Source organism: Pseudomonas sp. UBA5666, assembly GCF_002420785.1.
Lineage (GTDB): Bacteria > Pseudomonadota > Gammaproteobacteria > Pseudomonadales > Pseudomonadaceae > Aquipseudomonas > Aquipseudomonas fulva.
In genome coordinates this window covers 195135-213606 of sequence record NZ_DIIQ01000014.1, presented here as the reverse complement: position 1 = coordinate 213606, position 18472 = coordinate 195135, and the positions used below count along the sequence as shown (strand labels likewise).

At 59.6% G+C, this 18472-nt stretch carries 19 protein-coding genes and 1 tRNA gene; 9 read left to right on the top strand and 11 right to left on the bottom strand.

What is annotated here, in order from left to right:
- Positions 1 to 8 precede the first annotated feature (8 nt).
- Positions 9 to 1454, bottom strand: coding sequence for an ATPase domain-containing protein (locus B2Y33_RS08885; RefSeq protein ID WP_206405391.1), 1446 nt, complete (start codon positions 1452 to 1454; stop codon positions 9 to 11).
- A 10-nt stretch (positions 1455 to 1464) separates the two neighbouring features.
- The gene (locus tag B2Y33_RS08880; RefSeq protein ID WP_027916119.1) at positions 1465 to 2619 is read right to left on the bottom strand and encodes a two-component system sensor histidine kinase NtrB; all 1155 of its coding nucleotides are present in this window, start codon (positions 2617 to 2619) and stop codon (positions 1465 to 1467) included.
- Between the two features lie 290 nt (positions 2620 to 2909).
- On the opposite strand from B2Y33_RS08880, the gene B2Y33_RS08875 reads away from it, so the two are divergent.
- A tRNA-Leu gene (locus tag B2Y33_RS08875) sits at positions 2910 to 2994 on the top strand.
- A gap of 59 nt (positions 2995 to 3053) precedes the next feature.
- On the opposite strand, the gene B2Y33_RS08870 is transcribed toward B2Y33_RS08875, so the two are convergent.
- Positions 3054 to 3242, bottom strand: coding sequence for a hypothetical protein (locus tag B2Y33_RS08870; RefSeq protein WP_027916120.1), 189 nt, complete (start codon positions 3240 to 3242; stop codon positions 3054 to 3056).
- A 432-nt stretch (positions 3243 to 3674) separates the two neighbouring features.
- Between B2Y33_RS08870 and adhP the strand changes: the two genes are divergently transcribed.
- A complete protein-coding gene (adhP, locus tag B2Y33_RS08865) occupies positions 3675 to 4685 on the top strand; it encodes an alcohol dehydrogenase AdhP (protein WP_028686444.1) in 1011 nt (336 codons plus the stop codon).
- 99 nt (positions 4686 to 4784) lie between these two features.
- Here the strand turns inward: adhP and B2Y33_RS08860 are convergent, their stop codons facing one another.
- Positions 4785 to 5018, bottom strand: a complete 234-nt coding sequence (locus tag B2Y33_RS08860) for a hypothetical protein (protein WP_088523180.1) — start codon at positions 5016 to 5018, stop codon at positions 4785 to 4787.
- 367 nt (positions 5019 to 5385) lie between these two features.
- Here B2Y33_RS08860 and B2Y33_RS08855 point away from each other — a divergent pair, with 367 nt between their 5' ends.
- From B2Y33_RS08855 to B2Y33_RS08840, 4 genes are all read left to right on the top strand, one after another.
- A complete protein-coding gene (locus tag B2Y33_RS08855; protein ID WP_027916123.1) occupies positions 5386 to 5607 on the top strand; it encodes a hypothetical protein in 222 nt (73 codons plus the stop codon).
- Positions 5608 to 5642: 35 nt separating this feature from the next.
- On the top strand, positions 5643 to 5879 hold the full coding sequence (locus tag B2Y33_RS08850; RefSeq protein ID WP_080992835.1) for a hypothetical protein: 237 nt from the start codon (positions 5643 to 5645) through the stop codon (positions 5877 to 5879).
- Positions 5880 to 6008: 129 nt separating this feature from the next.
- Positions 6009 to 6995, top strand: a complete 987-nt coding sequence (locus tag B2Y33_RS08845) for a DUF1852 domain-containing protein (RefSeq protein WP_059183852.1) — start codon at positions 6009 to 6011, stop codon at positions 6993 to 6995.
- A gap of 27 nt (positions 6996 to 7022) precedes the next feature.
- On the top strand, positions 7023 to 8063 hold the full coding sequence (locus B2Y33_RS08840; RefSeq protein WP_028686447.1) for a methionine synthase: 1041 nt from the start codon (positions 7023 to 7025) through the stop codon (positions 8061 to 8063).
- Positions 8064 to 8285: 222 nt separating this feature from the next.
- Here the strand turns inward: B2Y33_RS08840 and hcnC are convergent, their stop codons facing one another.
- From hcnC to B2Y33_RS08810, 6 genes are all read right to left on the bottom strand, one after another.
- Positions 8286 to 9524, bottom strand: a complete 1239-nt coding sequence (gene hcnC, locus B2Y33_RS08835; RefSeq protein WP_206405392.1) for an NAD(P)/FAD-dependent oxidoreductase — start codon at positions 9522 to 9524, stop codon at positions 8286 to 8288.
- A gap of 1 nt (position 9525) precedes the next feature.
- Positions 9526 to 10920 carry a cyanide-forming glycine dehydrogenase subunit HcnB gene (gene hcnB / locus B2Y33_RS08830; protein ID WP_028686448.1) on the bottom strand — a complete coding sequence of 465 codons (1395 nt, stop codon included), beginning with the start codon at positions 10918 to 10920 and terminating at the stop codon, positions 9526 to 9528.
- Positions 10917 to 11222: a cyanide-forming glycine dehydrogenase subunit HcnA gene (gene hcnA / locus B2Y33_RS08825; protein ID WP_033695161.1), complete on the bottom strand. Its 306-nt coding sequence runs from the start codon at positions 11220 to 11222 to the stop codon at positions 10917 to 10919. The genes hcnB and hcnA overlap by 4 nt, the downstream gene beginning before the upstream one ends.
- A gap of 210 nt (positions 11223 to 11432) precedes the next feature.
- Positions 11433 to 12128 carry a lipopolysaccharide kinase InaA family protein gene (locus B2Y33_RS08820; RefSeq protein ID WP_080992834.1) on the bottom strand — a complete coding sequence of 232 codons (696 nt, stop codon included), beginning with the start codon at positions 12126 to 12128 and terminating at the stop codon, positions 11433 to 11435.
- 207 nt (positions 12129 to 12335) lie between these two features.
- Positions 12336 to 13610, bottom strand: a complete 1275-nt coding sequence (gene umuC, locus B2Y33_RS08815) for a translesion error-prone DNA polymerase V subunit UmuC (RefSeq protein WP_028686450.1) — start codon at positions 13608 to 13610, stop codon at positions 12336 to 12338.
- Positions 13600 to 14028, bottom strand: a complete 429-nt coding sequence (locus B2Y33_RS08810) for a LexA family protein (protein WP_027916131.1) — start codon at positions 14026 to 14028, stop codon at positions 13600 to 13602. The genes umuC and B2Y33_RS08810 overlap by 11 nt, the downstream gene beginning before the upstream one ends.
- 103 nt (positions 14029 to 14131) lie before the next feature.
- On the opposite strand from B2Y33_RS08810, the gene B2Y33_RS08805 reads away from it, so the two are divergent.
- Positions 14132 to 14851, top strand: coding sequence for an SOS response-associated peptidase family protein (locus B2Y33_RS08805; RefSeq protein ID WP_027916132.1), 720 nt, complete (start codon positions 14132 to 14134; stop codon positions 14849 to 14851).
- A gap of 123 nt (positions 14852 to 14974) precedes the next feature.
- Positions 14975 to 15220 carry an entry exclusion lipoprotein TrbK gene (gene trbK, locus B2Y33_RS08800; RefSeq protein WP_042139095.1) on the top strand — a complete coding sequence of 82 codons (246 nt, stop codon included), beginning with the start codon at positions 14975 to 14977 and terminating at the stop codon, positions 15218 to 15220.
- Positions 15221 to 15448: 228 nt separating this feature from the next.
- Here trbK and B2Y33_RS08795 read toward each other — a convergent pair whose 3' ends face one another.
- Positions 15449 to 16708 carry an MFS transporter gene (locus B2Y33_RS08795; protein ID WP_027916134.1) on the bottom strand — a complete coding sequence of 420 codons (1260 nt, stop codon included), beginning with the start codon at positions 16706 to 16708 and terminating at the stop codon, positions 15449 to 15451.
- Positions 16709 to 17057: 349 nt separating this feature from the next.
- Between B2Y33_RS08795 and hglS the strand changes: the two genes are divergently transcribed.
- The gene (gene hglS, locus B2Y33_RS08790) at positions 17058 to 18440 is read left to right on the top strand and encodes a 2-oxoadipate dioxygenase/decarboxylase HglS (RefSeq protein ID WP_206405393.1); all 1383 of its coding nucleotides are present in this window, start codon (positions 17058 to 17060) and stop codon (positions 18438 to 18440) included.
- The last annotated feature ends 32 nt before the right edge of the window (positions 18441 to 18472 follow it).

Genomic DNA, 18472 nt, shown 5'->3' with positions numbered 1-18472 from the left:
AGAGAAACCTAAAGGCTCCCTTGCGGCACAGCTGTGCCAGAAAGGGCCCCGCTGGTGCCTTCGAACGCTCTACGCAGTGAGATCCCAGACGATGCGATTACAAGCTCATGCAAAGACGCGTCGTGAGCACTGTCGCGTACTTTCAGGATGGAGAGCATTCGGCGCAAGGTGCCGTCGTGCTCAACGAATCGCATCAACACCAGGTTGTCGACGATGCTTGATAAATCGGGCGCTGGCGCAGTGATCTCCGCACCAAAGATATCGCGCATTTCCCAGGTCAGCATCACACTCACCTCTCGATTGCGCAGCTCTCCGGTCAACGCGCGAAAAAAGGCATTCAGACGGTCAGGCTCCGTGGACAGGCGGCTCCATGCGCCCAGGCTGTCGATAAGGACTCGCTTGGCCCCGGTTGCCTGCACCTGTTCGATCAAGCGCGCACCCAGCTGATCCAGCAGCACCTGCGTACAAGGCTCCCAGCACAGTGTCAAGCTCTGGGTCTGTTCCATGGCTGCAAAGTCGTACCCCAGCGAAGCCGCCTTGATGCGCAGGCGATCGGGTGATTCGTAGAAACCGAAATGCAAGCCGGGCGCCTGGGGTGTGCTGGCCGCCAGAAACGCCATGCCAAGCGAGGTCTTGCCAATGCCCGACGGGCCGATCAGAAGCGTTACAGAGGCGCAGGACAGTCCGCCATCGAGCATGTCGTCGAGCGTCGACACACCACTGCTGATCCGTGATGCAACCGCACTAGCGGGCGCACTGGGCTTGGCGAACAACGACTCCAGACGCGGAAACACCCTCACACCGGTATCGTCGATCAGGCACTCGTGACGCCCGGACAAGCCTCCACTGCCACGTGTCTTGCGCAACTGAATCGTGCGAACGGCGCGGCTACCCATCATCTGCTCACCCAGTTCGATCACGCCGTCGACCATCGTGTGTTCAGGGCTGCCTTCTTCGAGCCGCGCACTGGTCAACAACAGTACGGTGCAGCCAGCAAAGGCTGCATGACCTTGCAGCGCCGAGACGAATTTTTTGGTATCGAGCGATGTTTCGGCACGTAGGCGGGCATTGAGTACGCCATCGACGATGAGCAGGCTGGCCTTGTGTCGACTGATCTCCTGCCTCAGCAACCTGACCACGGCATCAAGGCCATCCTGCTCCAGGGTGTCGAAGGCGCTGACGAACTGGATCTGATCGCCGACCATCGAGGGGTCGAAGAAGTCCAGCGTGCCCAAGTATTGAAATAGCCGCTCATGGGACTCGCTGAGCAACGTTGCCACCAGCGCCCGGCCCCCCTTGCGCACATGCTCGCAGGCCAGTTGGTTGGCCAGAATGGTCTTGCCTGCGCCAGGTGGGCCCTGCACGATGTACGACGCACCCGCCACCAACCCACCTTTGAGCAGGGCATCGAGCCCGTCGATACCTGTCAACAATCGCTTGAGTGTCTGAGTCATGCTGTGCCCCTCACGGCTCGGTAACTGGCTGGCTTGAATGAACGGGCAAATACAGCCGCATGCACGTGCCGACCCCCAGCTCGCTTTGCACGCTGATGGCACCGCCGCTTTGCCTGGCAAATCCGTACACCTGGCTCAGGCCCAGGCCGGTGCCCTGACCGAAGGGTTTAGTGGTGAAAAAGGGTTCGAAAATACGTGGCTGTACCTCCGCCGCCATGCCCTCGCCGCTGTCTTGCACCTCGAAGCACACGAAGTGGCCGTGCAGGCCATCGACCTCACCTGTCAGCGACACCGCTTCGACGGTCAGCACGATGCGGCCTTCCTCGGCTATAGCATCCCGGGCATTGAACAGCAGGTTGAGCAACACCATTTGCAACTGACCAGCATCCACTTCGATGATGGGAAGATCGGGCTGCACTCGCGCATCCAGTGTGACCGAACTGGGCAGTGCGTGAACAAGCAATCCATGGGTGGCGTCGATCAGTTTGGCCGGCTCTATACAGGTCACCTCGAGCTTGCGATGACGCGCAAAGCTGAGCAGCTGACGGGTCAGGTCGGTGCCGCGCTGGCCAGCTTCCAGAATGTTGTGCAGCATGCGCTGAACGCGCTCTGGGTCCGGGGCGGCAAGGGCCAAGCGTGCAGAGCTGAGGATAATGGTCAGCAGGTTGTTGAAATCATGTGCCAGGCCACCGGTCAACTGACCCAGCGCCTCGAGCTTCTGAGCCTCGAACAGCTGCGCTCTGACGGCGTCCAGTTGCATCGCTGACTCACGGCGGTCGGTAATGTCCCGCGTGACCTTGGCAAGCCCGACGACCTGGCCTTGGTCATCGCGAACCACATCGAGGGCCACCAATGCCCAGAAGCGCGTGCCGTCTTTGCGCTGGCGCCACCCTTCATGCCGCGACACCCCCTGTTCGAGCGCTTGACGCAACAACTGCTCAGGCTTGCCTTCGGCGCAGTCTTCAGGCGTGAAGAACAGGGAAAAATGACGCCCCACCACTTCATCGGCGCTATAGCCCTTGATCCTCTGGGCGCCCGCATTCCACGAGGCGATATGGCCGGTGGTATCGAGCATGTAGATGGCGTAGTCCACCACCGACTGGACCAATTGCTCGTAACGATGAGCAGGCATATCTGAATTGACCTGGCAATCAGTTGAAACCATGCGAGCTCCATCGGCACGGCAGGTGAACATCATCCAAACGGCTAGAGCTCAGACCTTGACGCACGCTGTTCACCTTCATTGCGCAGTCGTCGGCCCGACCATCACATCCAGTGACTTGGCTAACATTGGGCCAAGCTCATGACACTGTCAATCGGCCAGGTGTGATGGGATGCGATGTGCGGAATATGGCAGCCAAGGTTGACTCTGCTATAACGGTGGGTTATAAAGCCGCCTTGATTGCACAGCCCTTCTGTCTGAAGTGAGCCGGCCCCCGTGGCCCTTTCAAGCGTGCGAGTGTGGTGGAATTGGTATACACAGCAGACTTAAAATCTGTCGGCGTGAGCCTTGCGGGTTCGAGTCCCGCCACTCGCACCACATCCTGAAGAAGGCGCCCAAGGCGCCTTTTTTGTTGCCTGTCTTTTGCTGGCCCGCCATCACTCATCCTCGCAGTCGTCGAACCACGCAGGATGATCGCGCTCTTCTTCTTCCAGCGCGTCAAGCGATGGCATCTCGATCTCGTCTTGCGCCCCATGGGCATCCGGCTCGAGCGCGTCTTGTTCATCGTGAAATTCATGATCCAGCAAATGATCATGCTCAGGTTCGTGCAGGTCGTCGTCGCGCATAATGAGCCTCGATTCAAGTGGCACGCCTGTATAGGCTCAACGGCTTCTGCGGTCAACGCCGCAGTGACTTAATCCCAGGTTAACGCCCTGCGTTCAACGTAGGAGCTCTCCCTTCAAGACGTTGTTGGCCCGCTCGTTCCTGGCGGGCATTTTTTTGTCGGTCAGCAGGGCCTGCCACTGCCCAGTCGCACATTTTCTTCACGTACGACGTACCCATCACCTTCTCTTCACGAAATGATCACATTCGCCTTGGCACTCTGACCGTGCTCCGTATGTTCTTGCAGCCCGCCGCATTCTTGCCGCGGGCTTTTCTTTTTGTCGCCGCCCTCAACGCCACCGCCTTCCTATGACCTGCGGCAGTTTTCCACTTGCAAGCGGGCGCTATTCTGCATGGGCTAGCTTCAAGTCAACCGAATAGACACGGAGGTTCGTATGAAAGCTGCTGTCGTAGCCCCAGGCGGTCGCGTTGAGGTGGTCGAAAAACATGTTCGCCCTCTCGAATACGGCGAGGCCCTGCTGAAAATGCAGTGTTGCGGCGTTTGCCACACTGATTTGCACGTCAAGAACGGTGACTTCGGCGACAAGACGGGTGTTGTGCTGGGCCATGAAGGCATTGGCGTGGTGCAGGACGTCGGTCCTGGCGTAACGTCCCTCAAACCGGGCGATCGCGCCAGCGTGGCCTGGTTCTATGAGGGCTGCGGCCACTGCGAGTATTGCACCAGCGGCAATGAAACGCTGTGCCGGCAGGTCAAGAACGCCGGTTACACCGTAGACGGTGGCATGGCCGAGGCCTGTATCGTCAAGGCCGACTACTCGGTAAAGGTACCGGAAGGGCTATCGTCCGCTGCGGCCAGCAGTATCACCTGCGCAGGCGTGACCACGTACAAGGCAGTCAAGACGTCCAACATTCGTCCCGGCCAGTGGATCGCAATCTACGGCCTCGGCGGGCTGGGCAACCTGGCACTGCAGTACGCCAAGAACGTCTTCAACGCCAAGGTCATTGCGATTGATGTCAACGAAGAGCAACTGCGCTTCGCGACTGAAATGGGAGCCGATCTTACCATCAACCCCTCCAGCCAGGATGCTGCCAAGGTCATCCAGGCCCAGACCGGTGGCGCCCATGCCGCTGTGGTTACCGCCGTGGCCAAGGGCGCCTTCGATTCGGCCGTCGATGCTCTGCGTGCCGGTGGGCGGCTGGTGGCCGTGGGGCTACCGTCAGAAGCGATGAACCTGAATATCCCGCGCTTGGTGCTCGATGGCATTGAGGTCATCGGTTCGCTGGTGGGCACGCGCCAGGACCTGCAAGAGGCCTTTCAATTTGCTGCCGAAGGCAAGGTGGTGCCAAAGGTCAGCCTGCGCCCCATCGAAGACATCAATCAGATCTTCGAAGAGATGCTCGATGGGCGCATCAAGGGCCGGATGGTGATCCAGTTCGAGGGCTGAACGAGGCCCTCCACTCAAGCTGTGTGCAGCGGGCAGCGGCCCTGTTCATCGGGGTCGCCAGCCACTGCAAGGGTGGCTGCAGACCGCTGAGCGCCGTGCTCAACGGCCATGACCTCGCACCGCATAGGCCGACGTCGTCGCTTTTCTGCTGCGCCCTTCATAGACCCAGACCTGAGATCCTGGCAACTGCGCCATGACCTCGGCTTCCTCCGCTTCTGCACGCGGTTTCTCACAGGCGTCTTTGGCCTTTGCACACGCCTGCGCACGCTCACGCTCGTCCGATGCCGCCTTGAGCATCTTGTTCAAAGATTCGACCATACTGGAATAGTCCATTGCCTGACTCCTTTGCGGAAGGTGTTCACCTGATGAGCCTGATCATAGCGAGCCAACCTTTCAGAAACTGGCAACGCAAAACGCAATAAATCGTGGGTCTCTTACTTGATGACCCCCACTGCCGCGCGAGGTTCAGCCAAAGCGATCAACAGGTACCTTGAGACTAGCAGTCCCTGCTGTGTTTATCTGTCCCCGCCTCCACATCAGCCATGATCTCCACGCGCCTCGAACAGTTATCAAGGCGCTGCTACGTTCGTCGGAGAAGGTCACCAACAGCGAAGTATTGCGCTCTACTTACACAGGAGTCCCCGTTCAAGGTCCAGGTTCTATGGGACGTGGACGTTTCTGCTCAACCGGAGTAATCGTCATGACAGAAGAAGAAGCGAGTGATGTTGTAACGCGCATCCAACACGAACTCAGCCATCAAGCTCGTGTTGCTACGCGCATTGAAATACATGATCTGGGCCTCTGGGCACGTCTGGAGAAGGCGCACTTCACGACGACCATTCACGGCAACCAGTTGTTCGAAAAACCCGTCGTGATCGTACCCAGGTGCGATGCGTCATACACCATCCTTTACACCTGTTGAGCCAACGCGTTAACCGGTCGCCACGGGAGTCTCGAATGAGTATCCGTAGTCTTAAGAGGAACCTGCCTGCTGATCCACACAAGCCAGGGTGGGTACTGGGCTGGGGCGTGTTGAGAGATCGTCATCCGTGGCATTTTGTCGACGTCTACGCTGACCAGCGTACGGCCCACATCGAAGCCCAACGTCGAGGGAGTGGGTATGTGGTGGAATATGGCGCTCATCGCCTGGGCTCGAATGACTTTGTCTGTGGCGTCAGCCTTCCTGAAGGCTGACGCGTGCGCCTGGCTTCATGAGTCCTCTTGATCCTGTGCTGAAATCAATTCAGTAGGGATACCTGTGCGCTCACTCTAAGATGACCCCCACTTTACAGGGACAGACTCAACGAGTGGACCTCAATACTCATGACGCATCAAGCCATTACCTACTCGCTCAAACGCACGCGATTTGACGAACATTATTGCCCGTGCGAAAACACGCGGCTGACCACCAACTTTGCCAACTTGGCAAGGGGTTCACTTCGCGAACAGAACCTTCGCCACACACTGGGCATGATCAATAATCGCTTCAACGCGCTGGCCCACTGGGACAACCCTGCCGGTGACCGCTACACCGTAGAGCTGGATATCGTATCGGTGTACATTCACTTTACAACCGAGGTCACGCATACGCCGCTGCCCTTGATCGAAATACTGTCCACTGCCGTCATTGATCATCACACCGGCCAGCGTTTGCCGGGCATAGCCGGCAACAACTTTTCGTCCTATGTGCGCGATTACGATTTCAGCATCGTGCTGCCCGCCTATAACGTCCACCGCCCGGACTTCAGTGCCCCTGCCGATTTTGGCGTGCTGCACGGTAAACTTTTCAAAGGGTTTGTGGGCTCATCGGTTTACCAGCAACACTTTATCAAACCACCGGTCATTTGCCTGAGCGTGTCAAGTAGCAGAACCTATCAGCGCACGGGGCATGACCACCCCGTGTTGGGCCAAGAGTACCGGCAGGATGACTATTCATTGACCGATGCTTATTTCAAGCAAATGGGCTTGCGTGTTCGTTATTTCATGCCTGCAGGCAGCCGGGCGCCGCTGGCCTTGTACTGTTCGGGCGACTTGCTCAATGACTACACCTCATTGGAACTGATCAGCAGCTTGAGCACGATGGAAACCTTTCAGAAAATCTATCGTCCCGAAATTTATAACGCCAATGCAACGGCCGGCGCCACGTATCAGCCTAGCCTGCAACACGAAGACTACTCTTTGACGCGCATTGTTTACGACCGTGTAGAGCGCAGCCGTTTGGCCGTTGAACAAGGAACGTTCGCTGAGGCCCACTTCATCAAGCCTTACCACACGCTGCTCGAACAATGGTCTGCACACTTCGCAGGTTGATCGCCTCCTCGCACAAGGTCGAATTTCATGAACACATTGCTCCCCACCTCTACCGCTGGCAGCTTGCCCAAGCCGACCTGGCTGGCTCAGCCCGAAACCCTCTGGTCACCTTGGAAACTGCACGGCGATGCCTTGCTCGAAGGCAAGCAGGACGCACTGTGCCTGGCGCTGCACGAACAGTCGAGCGCCGGGATAGACATCGTCAGTGACGGCGAACAGACGCGTCAACATTTCGTGACCACGTTCATCGAGCACCTGAGCGGCGTGGACTTCGAGAACCGGCAGACTGTGCGCATCCGTGATCGCTACGACGCCAGCGTTCCGACAGTGGTAGGTACCGTGGCCAGGCGCAAGCCCGTGTTCGTCGACGATGCCAGGTTCTTGCGCGCGCAGACTCGACAGCCTATCAAGTGGGCGCTCCCAGGGCCCATGACCATGATCGACACGCTTTACGACAGCCACTACAAGAGCCGCGAAAAGCTCGCATGGGAGTTTGCCGTGCTGCTCAACCAGGAAGCCAGAGAGCTGGAAGCTGCAGGTGTCGACATCATCCAGTTCGACGAACCCGCCTTCAACGTGTTCTTCGATGAAGTGAACGACTGGGGCATCGCCACGCTCGAGCGGGCGTTGGAAGGCCTCAAGTGCGAGACAGCAGTGCATATCTGCTACGGCTACGGGATCAAGGCCAACACTGACTGGAAGAAAACCCTGGGTGCCGAATGGCGCCAGTATGAAAAGGCGTTTCCCAAACTTCAGCAATCGAGTATCGACATCGTGTCGTTGGAATGCCAGAACTCACGCGTACCCATGGACCTTATCGAGTTGATCCGCGGCAAGAAAGTCATGGTCGGCGCAATCGATGTGGCCACGCACGCTATCGAAACACCCGAGGCCGTTGCCGATACGCTGCGCAAGGCGCTGGCATTCGTGGACGCCGACAAGCTCTACCCATGCACCAATTGCGGCATGGCGCCCCTGCCCCGCTCGGTTGCCCAAGGCAAATTGCGCGCACTGACAGCAGGCGCTGCAATCGTGCGGCAGGAATTGTCGGGTGCAAAAGGGCCATGAGCGCACGTCAGTTTGCATTCGACAGTCGTCCTCCGCGGCAAAACTGAACACACTGGCGCCACTGAATTGACCGTTCAGTGGCTAGCGGCGACCACCCGAATCAAGGGTTTGCGCCTTGGCGTCTGCCGCACCCTTTGCCATGGCCAAATCGATCAGCACATCTTCACGCATTGCCTGACGCACAGCCTGGCGAGCCGCTTTCACACGGCCCGCCAGGCCCTCTCACGCCGGCAGCGCCACCTTGCTGAACCGCTGCGCCAGAAACGGGGTGATGTCCAATGGCAAAGCCTCCTCGTGGACCACCTTGTCCAGCATTACCCCCGTGATTGCCGAGGTCAGCACCCCGGTGCGGAAATGCCCGCAGGCGTTGAAATAACCCGGCATCTCATCCACGGGCCCGAGGATGGGTAGCTCATCGGGCGAGCCTGGCCGCAGGCCGGCCCAGGTACGCTTGAGGTTGACCTGTTCGAGTGCCGGGACGCAGCGTATGGCGCCCTGGACCAGGCTGCTGATCTCCGGGAAAGTCGTGGTGACATCGAAGCCTTTCTCCTCGGTGGTGCTCCCGATGAGAATCTCCCCATTGTCCTTTTGCGCCATGTAGCAGTCACTGGTGGTGATGCACCCATCAAGCAGCTTGGGTAGGCGCTCGGTCAATACGATCTGCCCTTTGACAGGTTTGACGGGGATGGACGTGCCCGTGGCCCACTCGCTCAGTTCGGCAGCCCAGGCGCCGGCCGCATTGATCAGGGTGTCGCAATGGAAGTCACCGGCCTGTTCGGTACGAACCCCTTTGATGCGTCCGCCCTGATGCAACACGCCGGTGACACGCGTGTTGAGATACAAATCGACGCCATTTTGCCGTGCACCTTCCATGTAGGCGTCCCCCAGGCGAAATGGGCTGAGCTGGTGGTCGCAGAGAAACTCCAGCGCACCGTGCGCGCTTTCGGTGACCGATGGCTCCGCCTTGCGAAGTGCCTGGCGGTCCAGCCAACGGATCTGTGACTGCAGGTGAGGGATGTGCTTGACGATGTGCTCGGCGTAAAGCTGATCCTCATCGTCCTGAATCACGTACTTGAGTCCAGTGCGCTCGAACTTGAAGTCCATCCCGTGGCGCTCGATCAGCTCCTGGTGCAGTTGCGGATAAAGCGCATTGGACTGCAACGCCAGATCGAAGAAACATTGCGGCAGGATGTGCGGGGTGCTCGAGTCCACGGCCACCGCCGCACCGTGAGCCTGGCGCTTGGCCTGGGAAGACAGCATGCGAAAGAAAATCACCCCGCAGCCCAGGCCCACCGATTCGCCGATGGCCCACAGCCCGCCTGCCGAAGCACGTGTGGCATTGCCGGGCCGCTTGTCGTCGATCAGGGCAATGCGCAGGTTGCCGCGCTTGGACAGCTGGTACGCGCAGGACGCGCCGATTACACCAGCACCGGCAATCACGATGTCATAGGTCTTGTTCATGTCAGGCCTCCGTGCCTGCGTGCTTGAATGCCGAAAACGGTACCGGGTCTACCGGGAATCGCGGCCGCAACCAGCCTACGTCAGCACGCCCCGTCGCGGCGCGCAGGCGATCGCTGCAATAGCCCACGCACATGCGTCCCTGGCAGTCCCCCATGCTCACCCGCGTGCGCATCTTCAGCCCGGCCATATCCTGAACCCCCTGCTCCAATGCCAGGTCGATGGCCTCGCGCGTCACCTGCTCACAGCGGCAAATCACCGTGTCAGCCTGTGGCAGCTCGACCTGTGCTGGCCCCCGCGCGGTATAGCGCTCGACGCCAGAGCGAAAACGCTTGATGCTTGCCAACTGGCCCAGGTAACGCTCGCGCCGTTCAATGGCCTGCGCAGCGTTCAGCACGCCACGCTGCTGCAGAATTGACACAGCCGCGATGCGTCCGGTCAGCATTGCTGCCTCCCCTCCGCGTATGCCGGCCATGTCGCCTGCCAGGTGAATATGCTCCAGGCTGCTTTGCTGCCATACGTTGCACTCGGCGCGCAGGTAGCCATCGGTGCTGTAACCATGGGCAAGCCCTAATTGCTGGCTAAGCTGCGTACGCGGGATGAAGCCGTAGCCTACCGCCAGCGTCTGCACCGACTCGCGACGCACATGGGTCATGTCCGCTTTCCAGGCATCGTCGTAGGGCGCCACGCTGACTTCGGTCAACTCACCTTCGCCCCGCGCCTCGACCACGCCCCAGCCATAGTGCATGGGAATGCCGTGCAGCTTCAGGTAGGCCAGCATGCTCAGGCCGTCGAGGAACAACTGGGGCTTGTTCATCAGCGCCAGGCTCTGGCGTGCGATACGGTTGAACGCACAGGCCTCGTACACCCCCGCCACCTTGGCACCGGCGGCGTGCAACTGACAGGCAACCAACGGCAGTAACGGGCCTGTGCCAGCGATCAGGGTCGTACCCAATGGCTTGACCACGTTACTTTTGATCTGCAACTGCAACCCGCCGAGCAGCATGACGCCCGGCAGGGTCCAGCCCGGGAACGGCACATTGCGCTCATGGCAACCGGCTGCCAGGATCAGTTGCTCGAAGGCCAGCGACTGCAACTGTTCCTGCTCGTCGAGTACTACCAGGCTATGGTCATCACCGCCCACGACACGGCTATTGAGCCGCAGGTCGATAGACTGCGCACGGGCGGCGAAGTCGGTGTGCAGTTTACCCAGAGCCTTGCTGTAGCGAGCGCCCAGGTAGCCCAGGTCGACACCTGCGCGCAGCGGGCCACGATAGACCACCCCGCCGGGGCGCGATGCCTCGTCGATCAGCGTGCAGCGCACGCCCGCGTCCACCAACTCGATGGCGGCAGCCATCCCCGCCGAACCCCCTCCAACAATGACTGGATGCCCGCTCATACCCGCGCCTCCCCGACAATCGGATTGACTTGGGTTTCGACGCGCATACCGGCCCGCACCAGCGTCTGACAGGCGCGCCGCTTGGGGCGTCCATCGATAGCGACCAGGCAGCAATGGCATACGCCCATGCCGCAGAAAGCGCCGCTGACCTGGCCATGGTCGTTGAGGGCGAGCTGACGCACGCCCACGGCGTTGAGCACACTTAGAACAGTTTCGCCCGGGGCGGCAGTCACGGCCGTGCCGTTGATGGACAGGGGGATTTGTTCAGCCGGGAGTGGCTGTATATCGAGGGTTCGTTCCATGAAATGTCGTCTGCCTTCCGTGATTGAAAGACAGACAGACTACGGGAGGCGTCAGGCCAGAAAATTGACCTGAGACGGGGTTTTAAAGCTTTTTTACAGCCCTTTTTGAGCGCTGCAAGCAAGCCCTCTACCTGGTGAAGAACGTTTGTAAGCGAAGCCGCCTATTGCCGCTGCAATCAACGCTTCGCAGCCCCGACACTTCACATGCCGTCAGAGGAATCGCTCCACATCCCTGCCGAACACCTGCCGATAACCCTTGCAAAACGCCTCCCACTCGGCCGTTGCCCAGTCAGACCTGCGCTTGACCTGTCGTAGGTCGTGGCGGCTGGCTTTCATTGCGGTCAGCCGCTGCCTGGCTTTCTCGAAATCCAGCAACGCGATCTTGATGCCCGACTCGTCGAAGGCGACGAACACATGCTTCAAGTACAGGCAACCATGCTGCCAGCGGCCAAGGTTCAGCGTGGCCAGTGCACGCCCATACGCTTCAAGAATGTCGTGGTGTAGCTTGGGCTCGATGGTCTTGTCCAGGCCTTGGAGGTAAAAGTCTTCAAGCGATACATAACCGTCCAGCGCTGCCGTGACCATCACCGCACGCCACTCACCGTCCTGCTTGTGGACGTCGCTGTGCAGCAGCAATGGCGTAGCGACGCCCAGCGCGGCAGCGGCACGCAGCGCCTTGGCCTCACGGGCCACTGTCGGATAGCCGAACGGGTGCACAAGGCTACGGTAGATATGGCCGACCTGCTGCTTCTTGTAGAACGTGAAGCCGTCGAGCTCGACCTTCAATACACCGCTCTCACCGCCCCTGCGGATATTCGGCGGCTCTACCCACACCCCAGGAGCACTCAGAATGGCCTGCACCGGCGGGTGAGAGGCCTCATGGCCAGACGCGCTAACGTGTTTCATTAAAACCTGCTGAATATTGAGCCACACTGCGGCAAGGGGCGAAATATATCAGCCAAATCTGAAAGAAAGCGATTATTGCGACACGGCGTTGATCGTTTTTTACAGGGATGAACAGACAAAACTGCGGGCACAATCGCCATTGTCTGACAATCCTGCAACCGCCAAGCCTCCGTCGCGCCCGCTCGTCAGCGTCAAGCCGCTTCGCACTCAACCCCTGATGGTCCATAGTTGATCGATTCGGGTGGTGTAGGACTGGCTCATCATCTCCCGTTTCATGCCCCATTCCGGCGCGGCTGGCACGCTGGCTGCACGGACCGTCCCCCTGCCCCAACGCTCATTGATGCTGTCCAGTACTTCCATGAGACGATCGCAGGCCGCCGATTGCCTTGAGGCGAACAAGTCCCCCGAAAAATCACCCGGTTGACGCAGGTCCATCAGCAACACCTCCGCCTTGCTGTAACGAAGCCCCGGCCGGAAGATCCGCTCTACGGCATCGGTAGCCAGCTGGGTCATCAGCAACGTGTCGCAGGTCGGATAGGGAAGCTCCACCCATGCGCCTTGAGCATGGTGCACTTCGTTCGGGTTGAACATGCCCGTGCGGATGCTCACCCGCATGCGCTTGCACACCGATCCCTGGGCCCTGAGCTTTTCGGCGGCACGGCCGACGTACGTGGCCACTGCCTGCTTGATCGGCGCCAACTCGCTCAGGCGCGTGCCGAACATTCGGCTGCTGCAGATTTCCTGCTTGGGCGGTTCGACATCGTCCAGCTCCAGGCAAGGCGTGCCTGCCAGTTCCCTGGCCGTCTTTTCCACCACCACGTTGAAGCGTTGCCGTAACGTCCAGGCATCGGCGCGGGCCAAGTCCATCGCCGTTCGAATGCCCATGGCCTCCAGGTGCGCCGTCATCTTGCGCCCAATACCCCACACCTCCTTGACCGCAGTATTGCGTAGCACCCAATCCCGTTTTACCGGGTCGGTGATGTCCACAACGCCGCCAGTGTGGCTCTGCAGTCGCTTGGCAGTGTGGTTGGCCAGCTTGGCCAAGGTCTTGGTACGTGCGATACCTACACCGACAGGGATGCCGGTGCACTGGGCAATGCGCAAGCGCAGCCGGTGCCCGAACAACGTCAAGTCCTGGGTCATGCCCGTGAGCTCAGCGAAACATTCGTCGATGCTGTAGACCTCGGTGGCAGGCACCATCGCTTCGATCAGCGTCATCACCCGCTCGCTCATGTCGCCATACAGCGCGTAATTGCTACTGAATGCCACCACACCGTGCCGACGGAGTTTTTCCCGCGCCTGAAAATAAGGCTCGCCCATTTTCACGAATGGCTTGGCGTCATAGGACCGGGCAATGACACAACCGTCGTTGTTGCTCAGCACCACGATCGGCGTCTTCGCCAGATCAGGCCGAAATACGCGCTCACAGCTGGCGTAGAACGCGTTGCAGTCGATCAGCGCAAATATTGGCTCACTGCGCATGATCGCGGACGCTATAGCGCACCACGCCCCAAATGAGCAGATCATCACCCTCCATGACATAGCGCGGGGGGTAGGCTCGGTTCTCGGACTTCAAGATCACCACACCGTCACGTCGGTGCAGGCGCTTGCAAACGGGCTCACTGTTGATGGCCGCAATCACGATATCCCCGTGCTCGGCTTCGCGCCCCCGGTCCACCACCACGATATCGCCCGAATAGATGCCAGCGCCTTGCATGCTGTCACCCTCCACTTTCACCAGATACACATGCGGTGCGCGGATGTCGAATAACTCATCGAGGGATATGTAGCCCTCAAGATGATCCGCGGCAGGCGACGGAAAACCGGCCGGAACGTAATACGAATAAATCGGAAGTGGTTCAGAGCTGCCACGTGGCGCGCCCAGGAAGGTGATGGTCATGAGAGAAAGTCCAATGCAAACTGTATGCATATACAGTTAATCTGGCATCGGCGGACGGGTCAATCCTGAACGTGTGAATTTCTGACGGACGAGAGGTGAATACATGTGCGGACGCTACTCGATCTACGAGTCGATGGATCACTACTTGCGACAGCTGGCGCTGGACTTGGTGGTGATCAACGGCTACGACCATGAACCGGTTGATCGCTATAACGTGGCGCCTTCTACCCGCGTCGAAGTTATACGCCAGGCTGAGGCAGGTCTGCACGTAGACAAAGTGAAGTGGGGATGGTCGCCTCGCTGGGCCAAAGGCAAGCGACTCGACCCTATCAATGCCCGGGCCGAAACCGTAGCCACTGGCAAGTTTTTCAAGGGTCTGTGGCCACATGCAAGAGCGCTCGCCCCTGCCAATGGCTGGTTCGAATGGCTGCCAGATGCGCAAGATCCCAAGCGCAAACAACCCTACTACATCACCAGCGCCGACGGTGCACCGCTCTACTTTGCCGCGCTTGCCGAAGTTCACCAGAACCTTGAACCAGACGCGCACGATGGTTTCGTGATCATCACGGCCGCCGCTGATCAAGGCTTGATCGATATTCATGACCGAAAGCCCCTGGTGTTGGCGCCGCACCTTGCCAGGGAGTGGCTGGACCCCGCCACTTCAACGCAGCGCGCCGAGGCGATCGTGGCGACAGGCTGCCGTCCGGCCACTGACTTCCGCTGGTATCCGGTCGACAAGGCCGTTGGCAATGTTCGCAACCAGGGTGCGCAACTGATAATGCCGATTGCCGAACAGAGCAGGCAAGGTGATCTCGAATTCTGAAAAGGGCGTTATGCGTGGATGTGCCAGCCAAAACACTCAGCTGGCGTGATAGTCTGCGCACCCGCAGGCTGGCTAGCAGACAACTTGGACGCACCTTGAAATAGACCGACGAAGGATTCCGTCATGGACAGAAAACGCGCCCTCCTCCTCCCGCTTGTTGGGTTGATCACCCCGCTGGCAGGCTGCACCGAAGAGAAAGTGCCCGAGCCAACGGCAGACAATTGTGGCCCGCAACTGTACGGAAAAAACCTTGCCAGCTTGTCAAAGGATGCAAACCGCAATGTGTTCATCGCGAACTGCGAAAGTTTCCTGGCGGCGAAGAAAATGACGGAATGGAAGTTCGAGAAAAGCCCCAAGGGCAAGTACTGAGCGGCTGGCCGAGGTGATTGCCAATCCGATGATCTAGCCGCAGGGTCGTCAAGCTTGCCGAGCAGGAACACCGCCTTTACAGGCGGCGTTTTCAAGCAGACTCAGGGCGCTCAGTCCTTCGCGTACGAGCACGCCTTTAGCAGAAGCGGTGACTGCACTGGGTCATTTCTTGGAAAGGTGAGCCAAGGTTTACCGAGCACGCGCCCCCGCCTTATCGGCCACCACCGATCATTCACGAGCCGGATCGAATTGTTTCTCACGGATGCACAGCAGCGGGATCATGCCGCAAAGGAAATAAGCAGCGCCAACGATCAGGAAACCGACACCGATCGAGCCCTGGCTGGCGAAGAAGCCAATGGCAGCCGGTGACACCGCAGCACCGATACGCCCGATATTGTAGGCACCGCCAACCGCAGAGCCACGGAACTTGGCCTCGAAGCTTTCCGTCATGTACGTGGCGTTGACGCTGTAAGGCACGCCATAGAGGAAGCCGAAGACGATCAACAGCCACAGAATGTTTTCCGGCTGGTTGAACAGCACGATGATCGGCAGGAACAGCGCCGTCCCCAGGCAACCCGCGGCAAACACTTTGCGCCGCCCGAACTTGTCCGCCGCCATGCCGGCGATGACCTTGCCAAGGATCGAAGCGGTGTAGGTGCCGACCAGGAACGTGGTCATCTGCTTGAACGCCATGCCCAACTCGGTCTCCAGGTAGCTGGGCATCCAGTTGTTGACGCCATAGTTACCAAACTGCAAGAAGCCTGCAGTCAGCGACCAGAGAACGAACATCTTCGCGGCATTGGGGTTGGCGAAGATCTGTTTGTACTTGCCGCCCTCCACACGCTCACGCGCCTTGCGCTCTGCACGATCGGCACTCTGCAAGCGGGTCCAGGTCGAAGGTTCCGGCACCATCTTGTGCATCAGCAGGGCAAGAATCACCGGTGTGACGCCCACGAAGAACAACGTGCGCCAGCCGTAGCTTGGCAGTATCCAGGCAGCGAGCAGCGTTGCAACGATATACCCGACCGACCAGCCCGCTTGCAGGCTGCCAAGGACGGTATTTCGGAACCGGGTAGGTACGTACTCGGCCATGAGTGTATTACATGCAACGTACACCGAACCAAGGCCTAGGGCCGAGACAAAGCGGATGATCGCAAACTGTACATAGTTCTCGGTAAAGCCCAATAGCCCCGTACCGAGGCTGAACAGCAGCACACTGAGCACCACGGTGCGCACCCGCCCAAGGCGGTCGGTTGCCCAGCCACCGTAAATGCCCCCAACAGCCATGCCGGCCAGGGTGCAGCTGCCGAGCATGCCTGCCTGCAGGCCAGTCAGGCCGAATTCCGTTTTGAGCGTGGCCAGGCTATAGGCCAGGATCATGACATCGGCGCCATCGATGACCATCGTCAGGAAGCAAAACACGAAGGCTGTGATCCAGGTCCGCTCGGTGGACGCGGCGATGACCCCGGCGGGGTTAGGGTTGTGCATGTTTTATCCTTATTATGGCGGGTTACGACGTGCCTGTTCCGGCACTACACGGCGCTGCAGTAACAGCGCAGGCGGCGGGCACAGCCCACCGTCAAAGGCCGTCACAACCTGCGGTAAAAGCTATGTTCACGCAAACGAAAAAATATCGGGCCTGCATTCCCGGTAGGAATGGCCTGATTTGCAAGGTACAAGCCGCTGTGACTGCCGACTCAGCATGCCGTGGCACTGCCGGTGCACGTACCAGACGCCACGCATGCGAAAAAGTCAGGCAGCGATTCGGTTAATTCGTTTGCCAGGCCGGCGCGTCACCGTGATCAATGCAGGCCTCGAATTTTCCAGGAGGCTCACCATGGACCCGGTCCGTTTCATGCACCCCGATGCAATCCGTGCGCTTTTCAGTACCGCCCTGTCAGCGATGTACAAGCAGGAGGTACCGCTCTATGGCGATTTGTTGGACTTGGTCGCCGAAGTCAATGCCCAGACCCTGGCCGCTCAGCCTGCATTGGCAGAACGACTGCGTAGCAGCGGTGACGAGCAGCGCCTGAGCGTGGAACGCCATGGCGCGATCCGTGTTGGAACGGCCGAGGAGCTGCAAGGCTTGCGCCGACTGTTTGCAGTCATGGGCATGTCGCCAGTTGGCTACTACGACCTGAGCATCGCCGCCGTGCCAGTACATGCCACCGCATTCCGACCTATCGAGGCAGCGTCGCTGCGCGCCAATCCGTTCAGGGTGTTCACCTCGCTGTTGCGGCTCGAATTGATCGAAGACCCACAACTGCGTGAACAGGCCTGCCAGTTGCTGAGCGAGCGGACCATTTTCACCCCTGGCGTAATGGCGCTCATCGACCGCCACGAATGTGACGGCGGACTTACCGATACGGACGCTCAAGCGTTCGTCCAGGAGGCGCTGGAAACCTTTCGCTGGCACCAGAGCGCGACGGTCAGTGCCCAGCAATACCGCGCCCTGCATGACCAGCATCGCCTGATCGCTGACGTGGTGGCGTTTCGTGGGCCGCACATCAACCACCTCACGCCCCGCACTCTCGACATCGACCGCGCTCAGGCCCAGATGCGTTCGCGCGGCATGACCCCCAAGGCAGTCATCGAAGGGCCACCGCCGCGCCAGTGCCCAATCCTGTTGCGCCAGACAAGCTTCAAGGCCCTGCAGGAAGCGGTGACCTTTGCTGGTGGTGATGGGGCACCGGGGCATCACACGGCTCGTTTCGGAGAAATCGAGCAGCGCGGCGCGGCGCTGACACCTGCGGGCAAAGCACTGTATGACCGGCTGTTGAGCCAGGCCAGGCAAGCGCTGGGCGCAGCACCATCGGCGGACAATGCCGAGCAGTATGCGCACCTACTCAAAACGGCATTCAGCGCGTTTCCTGACGACTACGCCTCGCTGCGCACGCACAAGCTCGCTTACTTCAATTATTTCGTGAGGGATGCGGCCAAAGCGCATGGGACGGATCTCGAAACGCTGATCGAACAAGGCGCGGTCGGTTTCGAGCCACTGGTGTATGAGGACTTCCTGCCTGTGAGCGCTGCCGGGATCTTTCAGTCCAACCTCGGCGACAGCACCAAGGCCGACGCCATGACGCAAGGCAACCAGCAGGAGTTGGAGGCAGCGTTGGGCGCTCGCGTGATCGACGAGACGACCCTGTACGCCCAGGCCCAGGCGCAATCCATCGCGTCCTGCCTGCGCGCGCTTGAAATCCAGGCAACCAGCGCATAGATTGGCCGACCGCCCAGCCGCCTTGGCCCAGG